This is a genomic window from Noviherbaspirillum sp. (assembly GCF_035654295.1).
In the GTDB taxonomy this organism is placed as follows: Bacteria; Pseudomonadota; Gammaproteobacteria; order Burkholderiales; family Burkholderiaceae_D; genus Noviherbaspirillum.
Genome location: NZ_DASRXF010000219.1, coordinates 1 through 10,515 on the forward strand (window position 1 = coordinate 1; position 10,515 = coordinate 10,515).

The 10,515-nt window shown below is 63.9% G+C and carries 10 protein-coding genes; 2 read left to right on the forward strand and 8 right to left on the reverse strand.

Annotation, left to right across the window (positions count from 1 at the left end; translation table 11 throughout):
- Positions 1 to 311, forward strand: a 311-nt coding sequence (locus VFF99_RS20445) for an AtaL-like protein (protein WP_325020771.1), incomplete at its 5' end; no start/stop codon positions are given.
- A 204-nt stretch (positions 312 to 515) separates the two neighbouring features.
- On the opposite strand, the gene VFF99_RS20450 is transcribed toward VFF99_RS20445, so the two are convergent.
- Both VFF99_RS20450 and VFF99_RS20455 read right to left on the reverse strand, forming a co-directional pair.
- On the reverse strand, positions 516 to 1,757 hold the full coding sequence (locus VFF99_RS20450; protein WP_325020772.1) for a YsnF/AvaK domain-containing protein: 1,242 nt from the start codon (positions 1,755 to 1,757) through the stop codon (positions 516 to 518).
- A gap of 85 nt (positions 1,758 to 1,842) precedes the next feature.
- Positions 1,843 to 2,475, reverse strand: coding sequence for a YsnF/AvaK domain-containing protein (locus VFF99_RS20455; protein WP_325020773.1), 633 nt, complete (start codon positions 2,473 to 2,475; stop codon positions 1,843 to 1,845).
- Positions 2,476 to 2,704: 229 nt separating this feature from the next.
- Here VFF99_RS20455 and VFF99_RS20460 point away from each other — a divergent pair, with 229 nt between their 5' ends.
- Positions 2,705 to 3,304: a hypothetical protein gene (locus VFF99_RS20460; RefSeq protein WP_325020774.1), complete on the forward strand. Its 600-nt coding sequence runs from the start codon at positions 2,705 to 2,707 to the stop codon at positions 3,302 to 3,304.
- Positions 3,305 to 3,316: 12 nt separating this feature from the next.
- Here VFF99_RS20460 and VFF99_RS20465 read toward each other — a convergent pair whose 3' ends face one another.
- The 6 genes from VFF99_RS20465 to VFF99_RS20490 form a co-directional block, all read right to left on the reverse strand.
- The gene (locus VFF99_RS20465) at positions 3,317 to 4,066 is read right to left on the reverse strand and encodes an endonuclease/exonuclease/phosphatase family protein (RefSeq protein WP_325020779.1); all 750 of its coding nucleotides are present in this window, start codon (positions 4,064 to 4,066) and stop codon (positions 3,317 to 3,319) included.
- Positions 4,066 to 6,237 carry a VTT domain-containing protein gene (locus tag VFF99_RS20470; RefSeq protein WP_325020775.1) on the reverse strand — a complete coding sequence of 724 codons (2,172 nt, stop codon included), beginning with the start codon at positions 6,235 to 6,237 and terminating at the stop codon, positions 4,066 to 4,068. Before VFF99_RS20470 ends, VFF99_RS20465 begins: the two co-directional genes overlap by 1 nt.
- A gap of 90 nt (positions 6,238 to 6,327) precedes the next feature.
- A complete protein-coding gene (locus VFF99_RS20475) occupies positions 6,328 to 6,996 on the reverse strand; it encodes a glutathione S-transferase (RefSeq protein WP_325020776.1) in 669 nt (222 codons plus the stop codon).
- A 120-nt stretch (positions 6,997 to 7,116) separates the two neighbouring features.
- On the reverse strand, positions 7,117 to 7,479 hold the full coding sequence (locus VFF99_RS20480; RefSeq protein WP_325020777.1) for a DUF2784 domain-containing protein: 363 nt from the start codon (positions 7,477 to 7,479) through the stop codon (positions 7,117 to 7,119).
- A gap of 7 nt (positions 7,480 to 7,486) precedes the next feature.
- Positions 7,487 to 9,565 (reverse strand): primosomal protein N', encoded by a 2,079-nt coding sequence (locus tag VFF99_RS20485; protein WP_325020778.1) that lies wholly within the window; start codon positions 9,563 to 9,565, stop codon positions 7,487 to 7,489.
- A 789-nt stretch (positions 9,566 to 10,354) separates the two neighbouring features.
- Entirely contained in the window at positions 10,355 to 10,504 is a 150-nt protein-coding gene (locus tag VFF99_RS20490) for a uroporphyrinogen decarboxylase family protein (RefSeq protein WP_414691565.1), read from the reverse strand.
- Positions 10,505 to 10,515: the final 11 nt, after the last annotated feature.

Consider the following 10,515-nt stretch of genomic DNA (forward strand, 5'->3'; position numbering starts at 1 on the left):
GTCTCTCGCGCGAACTGCGCTATGGCGAACTCCTGGTCCGCGACCGCGTGATCTTCGAGCCGCTGCACAAGGTGACTTACCACGTGCCGCAGCAGGAAGGCATTCCGGAATCGCGCCTGACGATGACCATCGAAGAGCCGGAACCGGACATCCTGTTCGTGCGCTTCCTGTACGACGACGGCGCCAGCGAGGAGCAGGATGCCGCCGAAGCCTTTTACAACGACTTCCGGCGCTCGGCATACAAAGAGTCGGACATCGATACCATTCGCACGATACGGGAGATGGCGGAAGCAGGAAGGCTGGGGGAATAGCGATACCCTCCCCTGTCATTTCCGCGCGCGCGGGAATGACGTCCGGTATCGGTCATCGCGTTCATCAATCTCCGGTTCCCGTCCTCGGGCAAGTTGCATGACGCCCGAGCATGAAGCCCGATCATGGCGCGGGGAGCCGCGCGTTCCGCTTTGGCTCCCCGCTTTGTCCTTCCCGTCGCGGGGAAGGATCGTCAGGCTGTCATGTCAGTGACGCTGCTGCCGCCCCGTCACCCTTTCCGCGCCGTAGCGCACCGCGTCCTTCACCTTGTCCCATGCGCTCTCGGGATGGTCGCGCTCCCAGTCGCTGCGCATGCTGGGCTCGGCGTCTTCCCAGCGGTAGTTCTTGTAGCGCTCACTGCCGGCCGCCGTCGATCCGTAACGATAGGCGGCGTCATAGTCTTCATAGCGGCCGCCGGACGTGCCGTAGGCGTTCTGCCAGTGCGTGCGGTAGTCCGAATCGTCCGAGGTCATCGCGGTATCGGCATAATCGCTGCGCCCCATGTCGCGCATGCCGGCCCCGGTCATCGAGGTATCGGCAGCGGTCGTGGCGCCGGTGGCCGAGCGGTCGGAAGCGCCCATCTGCTCGACATCCACCTCGGTCCTGCGCACGGTGTCGTTGATGTTTTCGGTACGCTCGGTGGCTTCCTTGCCGACCACCACTTCCTCGACCACGCGCGCCGTTTTCGATACCACCGGTTCTTCCGCCGTTTCGCGCATTTCGATCGCACCTTCCTTGAGGGCGTTCATGTCCGCCTCGGTGGCCGGCTGGTCGACCGGATGCCGCTCGACGTTTACATGCTCTTCGCGCAGCTGCACCGATTCCTGCACCGGCTTTTCCGTCATGCGCTGGTAGATACGCACGCCGCCGCGTTGCACCGCGCGCTTGCCGACCCGCAATTCTTCCTGCACGACCGGTATGCGCGTCTCGCCGGATTGCTGCGTATCCATGTGCTGCGTGCCCATATCCTGGGTGTCCATGCTCTGCGTACGGCTCTGCCCGTACAGCGCGCGGTCTTTCTCGATTTCGCTGTCGCTCAGCATCGGTGCGCTCTGGTCATAGCCGGTCCAGCCCTGGCTGCGCCATTGCGATTCGCGCTCCGAGATGTCGACCGCATCGAAGCGGTTCATGACATCGACCGCACGCTCGCGCTCCTGCTCGTTGGCGGCGTAGACCGTCACCACGCAGCTTCCGCGCCGCATGGCTTCTGCATAGATATCGTGATGCTGCCTGTCCTCTTCATCTTCCATCCCGAACAGCGAGCGGAAGAAATGGCCGATGCCGGAATGTTGTCCGCTGCCCGCATCGCCGGTTTGCGTGGAAGTCCTGTCCGATGTCTCGGGGCTGAGCTGGATCTCGTCGCGTGAAAAACCGCAGGCGAGCAATTCATTCATCACGTTCTGAGCTTGTGCATAGCTGTCGTACACGCCCACTACGGTGTTTTCCATGATCACACTCTCCTAACAATGTCTGTACGCCGGAAAAGGCCGGCATCCGGAGAAGCCGATGTTGCATAAGCCGTGCCTGCACCGCTCATTGCGGCGTCCGGCCCTCGTCGAAGGGTTCGACCTGCACATGCTCGGTGCGCAGCGTCACCGTTTCCGGCTTGCGCACGGGTTCTCGGCGTCGGGTGATGCGCACCTCTTCCTTGAGCAGCAATTGCTTCTGCACCACCAGCACTTCCTCCATTACCGGCACCACGAGGGTGTCGCCCTCGTAGCGCGTCTGCGGCAGGTCTGACTCGGCCACCACCTTCCCGATCTGCACATGCTCGACGTCGAGCCGGTCTTGCAGCAGCGGCTGGTCGAGCACCTGCTCCCGCACCGAAACGGTCTTGTGGATACGCACGCCGCGGCCGGTATCGACTACGCGCTTGCCGACCTTCACATCCTCTTCCATGACGGGGAAGGTCATCTGCATCGAGTGCTGCGTATCGGTGGAAGGGGCGAAGGCAAACGGCAGGCGGTAGCCGTCATCGTCCTGCGCCAGCAGGCTGACCGGCACCAGGACCTGGGTGCCGTCGACGAGGCGTATCCAGGCTTGCGGACCGGTGCTGCTGTCGCCGCCGCCCTGCTGGAGCGAAACAATGGATGCAGCATTGCCGCCGGCGTCGGTCACGCGCGCGCCGACCATGCTTTCAGGTGTGCTCTCGGGAGTGTGGGACATGGACGGTCTTCCCTTTGGCGTGATGAGGAGCCGTTTGTATGCAATTAGCAGACCGGGCGCCCGCCAGCTTCACGGCGCGAAAATGATGCACGGCGCAAGCCCCTTTTTACCGGCGGCGCGAAAAAATTACATTGGAGGCGGCGAGCCATCTGATGGTGCTGCCTGCCCGAACTTCTGCATGGCGTTGCGCTCTCACACGTATTCACTTTCGACAATGAAAGGGGCAACCGTGAGCACCATTATTGCCGGACGATTCCAACAGCAATCGCAGATCGAACACACCATTGAGGAACTGGTACGCGCTGGATTTGCGCGCGACCGGATTTCCGCTTTCTATGTCAACCCGCCGGGGCAACACGACAGCTACCCGATCGGCGGCGATCATGCCGTTTCACCGGGCGCGCACGAATCCGACAAGGGCATCGCGATGGGGACCGCAACCGGGGCTGCGGTGGGCGCCGCCGCCACCTCTTTCCTCGGCCCGGTGGGCACCGTCACCGGCGGACTGCTCGGCGCGCACGTGGGCAATCTCGTGGGCAGCCTTTCGCAGATGAAAGAGCGGGGCGAGACCGGCGAGCACGGGGAAGATGCGGACAACGCGGTACCGACGCGCCATGCCGGGATGCTGCTGGCGATCGCAGTCGGCGGCCAGGACGATGAAGACCACGCAGTCAACCTGCTGCGTTCGCTGGGCGCCGTGGAGCTGGAACGCGCGGAGGGCACGATCGAAGACGGCGACTGGACGGATTTCGATCCGACGGCAACGCCTCACCTGCTGCAGCACGCGCCGCAACAGCCGAGGCCGGCCGGACCGAACCAGCGTATGTAGAGTATGTAGGCCCTAACCGTCGATGTGCGCCACCAGCGGCAAGTGATCCGACGCGATCCTTGCCAACGGTGTCGCATGCACTTCCACATGCACCAGCCGGTGCCGCGGCCGGATCCAGATGCGGTCGAGCGCGAACAGCGGCCGCCGCGACGGAAAGGTGCGCGGCGCCGGCACTGGCTGGAAATGCGAGACCAGCCAGCGCAACGACCTTCCCCATACAAACCATTCGTTGATATCGCCGAGCAGGATCACCGGCATTTCGTCGGTGTCGAACACTTGCAGCAGGCGGCGAATCTGGTCGCGCCGCTCGGCTGGCCGCAGGCCGAGGTGGGTGGCGACGACGCGCAGCAGGTGGCCGTGGCAATCGACGTCGGCATCGAGCGCGCCGCGCGGCTCGCGGCTGCCGAAGCTGAGGTCGATGGAACGCAACGTCAGGATGGGATAGCGGCTCAGCACCGCGTTGCCGTAGCGGCGCTCGGGCCTGTCGCAGGCCGGGCCTTCGGCGGCGACGAAACCCGTCGCTTCCTGCAACACCTTCAGGACGTTCGGCGTCCTGGTTCCGCCCAGCGGCACTTCCTGCAGGGCGACGATGTCGGCGTTGATTTCCTGCAGTACGGCGGCCACGCGTTCGGGATTGAACTTGCGGTCGCAGCCGACCGCGCCGTGGATGTTGTAGGTTGCGATGGTCAGCGGCCAGGGATTGAGGTCGGGCACTTCCTCGCGCACCGGGGGCTGTTCGAGCACACTCAGGTCGTCATCCATCATGCCGTTCTATCCTCCCTTCGTTTCAATAGTTTCTGCAGGCCCATGGCTACCAGGATGATGGTGGCCGCTACCGCGACCAGCACGGCAACAGTGCCCGGACTCGGGTTGCGCACCGCCTCGGCGAGGTGGTGCACGAAGGTCACCGTCATTGTGATGCCGGGCAGCATGCCCAGCAGGGTGCCGATCAGGTAGTCGCGAAAGCGGATGTGCGAGGCGCCGGCGACCATGTTGACCACGGTAAAGGGCGCCACCGGCAGCATGCGGATGATCACGATCGCGAGGATGCCGCGGCGAGCGATGCGCTTGCTCAGCTTGTTGATGCGCGGGCCCACCAGTTTCTGCACGGTTTCGCGCCCGAGCCAGTGGCCGATGCCGTAGGCGACCGCGGCGCTGAGCATGGTGCCGCCGATCGCATAGAGCGAACCGAACACCGGTCCGAACACGATGCCGGTGACGGCAATCAGCAGCATCACCGGCACCATCACCAGCCCGGCGGCCACATAGCTGCCGACGACCGCAAGCGGCGTAAACGGCATCTCCTCGAGCTGCCGGGCGAAGGCGACCAGCGAAGCAAGGTTGACGACTTCGCGCAACGGCGTCCAGCGCCATGCGACGGCCAGCAGGGCCAGGGCGATGGCGAGCAGGCCGACGCCGATCAGGCGGCGCGGCACGGGCTTGCGCGCTTCGCTGGGGACGAATTCGGCGACCAGCTTGTCCGGTTCGATCGGTTGTTCGGGATCGAACAATGCCTGTTCGGGGATCAGTGCATCCAGCTCCGGCGTCGTCTCCGGTTCGAGCACGCAGAGCGTGCGTTCGGAGTGGCGCAGGGCCGCGGCGGCGGCATGCAGGCTGTGCCGCAGCCGCAGCTCGGCTTGCACCAACTCGGGGGTGGTATCGAGATGCTCCGCGAGCAGGCGTGCCCGCAGGCGCGCGATGGCGGCGGCAACGCGCCCGGCGTCCGGCCCGCGCGCCTCGATGGTGATGTTGCATTCGGTATCGAGCGCCATGGAGCGGCTGCTCAGGTTGGCCGATCCGATGGAGAACAACTGGTCGTCGATGGCGAATACCTTGCTGTGCACGTTCAGGCACTGGTCTGTCAGGCCGGGAATGTGCGGGCAGTAGATGCGGTAGCGGCCGTGGCGGTCGGCCTCCTTCAGGCGGCGGTGCACGCGTGCGCGCAACACGCCCATCGTCGCCTGCTCCAGCCATCCGCTCTGGTTCTTGGGCGAAATGATGAAGACTTCCGGGCCCTCGGGTTCGTCCAGGCGTGCGGCGAGCGCGTCGGCAATCATGCCCGAGGTGAAGTACTGGTTCTCGAAGAACATGCTGCGCCGCGCGGCGGCAATGGCGTCCAGGTGCAGTTGCCGCACCTCATGCACGCCCGCGCGTCCTTCGAATACCGGCTCGGTGCGGGAAATCGCGACGTCGATGTCGGTCAGGTCCGGCTCGACACCCTCGGGCCAGGGGTCATCCCTGTCGCCCGGGGCGGGCGGCGGCAAGCGTTCGCCTGTGGCCTGCTGCCAGCGCATGCGGGCCAGTTCGCCGATTGCGCGGGCGGCATCGCCGTCGACCAGTGCCTGAACGTCATGAAAAGGGGCGTGCCGCTTGCCATCGCTGTCGCAGCGCAAGGGAGCGTCGCAGGCGTGTTCGGGCGTGTCCCACCGGCTGCGCGTGAGATCGAGCCCGCCGACAAAGGCGATGCGGTCGTCGACCACCACCACCTTTTGATGATGCGAGCCGCCGATAGGATGCCGCGCGTCCATGCGGAAGCTGAGGCGGCGGTGGGTGCGCCAGTCCAGTTTGTAGACGGGCAACCACTCGCGCTCGAGCGCATAGAGCATCGCGAAGTCCCAGTTGAGCACATAGGCACGCAGGCCGGGCCGGCTGGCCACGATGGCATGGAGGAAGTCGCCGAGCGGTTCCGGATAGCCGTCGTTGGCGCCGCCGGGCACGAGGTGCATGCGGCTGTCGATGTCCCAGCTGAGGATGTAGATGCTGTGGCGCGCGTTGCGGATAGCTGCCCGCACCGCGCGGAAGTAGGCGTCGGCATCCACCAGCATGGAGAACCGGTCGGCATGTTCGATGCGCCAGCAATTGCGCCCCGGTTGCAGCAGGCCGGGTGAAGTGGACAGTTCGGTAATCTGTTGCTGGGGAAATGGGTGGTTCACGATGTCGATTGGAAAATGCTGCTTTTCCTCTTCGACGCGTGGCCTCCGCGTTAGTTTCTCCGCATGCCGGACACCCTGATTCCGGGCAAGTCAGCCGAGCTCGTAGGCACCGCCGCGTTCCAGCGCCCGCTTGTAGGCCGGCCGCTTGTGGATGCGGTCGAGGAAGTCCATCAGCCTCGGCCGCGTGGCGTTGAGGCCGCCCCGCGCGGCTGCCGCTTCCAGGGGGAAGCTCATCTGGATGTCGGCGGCGCTGAACGACTTGCCGGCAAACCACTTGTGGCGCCCGATTTCGCCTTCCAGATAGTCGAGATGCCGCGCGATCTGGGGCTCGATGAAGGAACGCTTGGCGCGTTGCGCAATGACTTTGGCCACCGGTTTCACGATGAAGGGCAATGGGCCGTTCTCGATGCGGTCGAATACCAGTTTCAGCAGCAGCGGGGGCATGGCTGAGCCTTCCGCGTAATGCATCCAGTAGGTGTAGCGCAGCCGCTCGGGCGTACCGGATGCGGGCGCGAGACGGCCGTTGCCATAGCGGTCAACGAGGTATTCGATGATCGCGCCGGACTCGGCGATGGTCAGCCCGCCGTCCGTGATCACCGGCGACTTGCCGAGTGGATGCACTTCGCGCAGGGAGGCAGGCGCAAGCATGGTCTTGGGGTCGCGCTCGTAACGCTTGATTTCGTAGTCGAGGCCGAGTTCTTCCAGCAGCCACAGCACCCGCTGGGAGCGGGAGTTGTTGAGATGGTGGACGATGATCATGGGAGATATTATTTTTAGGTTAGGCGACCTATTTTCCCACGACCGGCGAAAGTCGTCAGGTATTTACCTCAGCAAGCCGGAAATGAAGGCATCGACGGCGGCGGTGCAGGCGCCGGGACGTCATGTGCGCTTGCGCCATACCAAGCGCGCGTACACCACCCCGTTGACGGCCAGCAGCACGGCGCCGAGCACATAGCGCAGTTCCAGCGTGAGGTTGTCGGGATAGAGCAGCAGTGTGACGTAATGTTCGATGAATCCGCCTGCATAGCCGGCCTCGCCGCCGAGCAGGCGGAATTGGTTTTCGAGCGGCGTGAGCGGGCAGATCCGGTCGGCCCACTGCACGTACACGCCCCAGGCGAGGGCCGGCAGGTGCAGCCAGGCCAGGCGCGGGCGATGCCAGACAAGCAGGCCGCCGAACAGCGCAAACGCGACGAAGGCGAAGTGCAGCAGCAGGACGAGGTCGGCGAACAGGCTGTAGGGCATGGCTTTCTCAGATGTCGACCGGGTCCACCTCCAGCGACCACTTCGCGCGCGTCTTCGTTGCGCGCAGCATGTCCATCCATTCCTTGAGGAAGGCTTGCAGCGCCGGACGCGACGGCGATTCGACCAGCAGTTGCGCGCGGTCGACGTTGGCCACGCGGGTCAGGGTCATCGGGATCGGATCGTTGATGGTGATGCCCGGAGTCGGGAGGCATTCCGCGGCATGCTTGAGGAAGCCGAGGGCGATGTCGAGTTCGCGCGCTTCGGCACGCAGCAGCGCCTGGTACATGAAGGGCGGGACACCGGCCTGCCTGCGTTCCTCGAGCAGGTCGCCGGCGAAGCGGTCGTAGTCGTGCGCCATCACGGCCGCGAACAGCGGGTGGGTCGGGTAACGGGTCTGGATCAGCACCTCGCTCGGATTGCCGCCCTCCTTCTGCCCTGCCCGCCCGGCGCGCCCCGCCACCTGCATGAGCTGGGCGAACAGGCGCTCGCTGGCGCGATAGTCGTGCGAGAACAGCGCGGTGTCGGGATTGAGCACGCCGACCAGGGTCAGGTTCCGGAAGTCATGCCCCTTGGCCACCATCTGCGTGCCGATCAGGATGTCGACGTCGCCCCGGTGCACGCTGTCGAACGCGGCCTGCGCGCTGCCCTTGAGCCGGGTGGAGTCGGCATCGATGCGCGTGATGCGGGCCTGCGGGAAGACGTTGTGCAGCCCTTCCTCGATGCGCTGGGTGCCGCGTCCGAGCGGCTGCAGATCGACGTTGCCGCAGGTGGGGCAGGACTTCGGGATACGCATCTCGAGGCTGCAATGGTGGCAGCGCAGCCGGTGCTCCGGCTTGTGCAGGACCATGAAGGCGGTGCAGCGCGGGCAGTTGCCGATCCAGCCGCAGGCATCGCAGGCGAGCACCGGCGCGTAGCCCCGGCGATTGAGGAAGAGCAGCGATTGTTCGCCGCATTCGAGGCGGCGCTTGATGGCGCTGACCAGGGACGAGGTCAGGCCTTCGCCGGGCTTGTCGCGCTCCATGTCGACCAGCCGTACCTTGGGCAGTACCGCGTCCTTCGATGCGCGCTCCCGCAGTTCGAGCTTGCGGTACCGGCCGGACTGCACGTGCTGCCAGGTCTCCAGGGAGGGCGTGGCGGAACCGAGCACGATCGGGATCTGCAGCTGCCGCGCGCGCCATACGGCGAGGTCGCGCGCGGAATAGCGCAAGCCTTCCTGCTGCTTGTAAGAGGGATCGTGTTCCTCGTCGATGATGAGCAGCTTGAGCCGCGGCAGCGAAGCGAGGATCGCCAGCCGCGTGCCGAGGACGATGCGGGCATGGCCGAGGTGGGCCGATAGCCAGTTCACCAGCCGCTCGCCTTCGGCCAGACCGCTGTGCAGCGTTGCCACGCGCACGCCGGGAAAGCGCGCGCGCACGTTGCCTTCGAGCTGGGGCGTGAGGTTGATTTCCGGGATCAGGATCAGGACTTGGGCGTCGGGCTGCCGGGCGAGCACCTGCGCGGCGGCCTGCAGGTAGACCTCGGTCTTGCCGCTGCCGGTGACGCCATACAGCAGCGTCGGCGCAAATCCGTCAGCGGCGGCGATGGCGTCGGCGGCCTGCTGCTGCGCCGGATTGAGTGGCGGCGCGCCGGCGGCGGCCGGGTCGTGCGACAGGTCGAGCTTGGCTATCTTCTTGAGTGCGCGGTCCAGCGACACCGGCTTTTCGGCGCGCAGGTTGCGCGGCAAGGCGGGCACTGCGACTTCGCCCAGCGGCCGTTGGTAATAGTCGGCGGCGAACGCGCACAGCGCCATCCACTCGCCGGACAGAGGCGAGAGCTGGGCGCGCACGGCGAGGACGTCCTTGATCTTGTCGGCGGGGACGTCGGTCGCCGTTCCCACACCGACGATCAGGCCGACGGTTTCGCGCCGTCCGAACGGGACGAGCGCAAGCTGCCCCGGCGCCGGGGCGGCGTCATCCGGGCCGGTCCAGCGGTAATCGAAACAGGTATCGAGCGGCGTATCGAGCGCAATCTTGAGGTAAAGCGTGGTCACGTTATCTCGCTGTGCGGACAGGTTGCCCGGCAGGGCAGCCCGTCTGCTGTACTTCATGTAATCCTTGAAGAAAAAGGCTAAATCCGCGATTCATAACGACTTTTTGAGAAACCCACAGAGTCTGTGGATAACTTTGTGGGCAACTCCCTCTTGACACTGGGAAAGCCCAGATTTCATGCGGGTTTCGACAAATTGCCCATTTGAAAAGCAAAAATTTTCCTGTTCAAAATCAAAGACTTAAAATGTCAAGTTGTCGACAAAAAATATTTCGACGGACAAAAACTTGCTGCCATGCACAAGCACTGGGGCAACTAGTTTATGTGAGTAAGTCGGCTGCCGACGCATCGTTCCTGCCCAATTTTTTCCTACAACGCTTGACAAAATTGCTCGCTTTCACTTTGCAAAGTTGAAAGTGAAAAACGGTTGCCGGGCAACCACTTATTCTGGATCAAGGCGGCACCGAACCCGATTTAGGTACTGATGCCCCTTCAACACTTAATGTGATTGTTGAAGAATCGATCTAAATATCAGTTTCATAAGCTCTTTTTCCGCTATCCACAAAGTCTGTGGACAACTTTGTGGAAAAGGCCCTCTTGACAGGCCGCGGAGCCCGGATTTATGCGGGTTCCGACAAAATGCTAAATTGAAAAGCAAAAATTTTGTCTTTTAAAATCAGCACCTTATAAATTCGCTGCAGGCTAGAAAAATTATTTGGAATAAATTTTTATGCTGCTTTGCACAACGAGGAAGATGTGAATAAGGCGCTGCATTTCGTCCGGAAGTGTCCATGCGGCGAGCCTGCCGGTGCGGGCTCGCCCGCGTCGATTGTTTCGGTCGGCGCAGGAATCAGTCCCCCGCGCGCATAGCCCGGCTCATCTCGTGCACCGCCTCCACCAGCACCGACACCGATTCCGGCGGGGTGTACTGGGAAATGCCGTGGCCGAGGTTGAACACATGTCCCGGATGATTCCCATAGGAATCCAGCAGCCGCGCCACTTCGTCGCGGA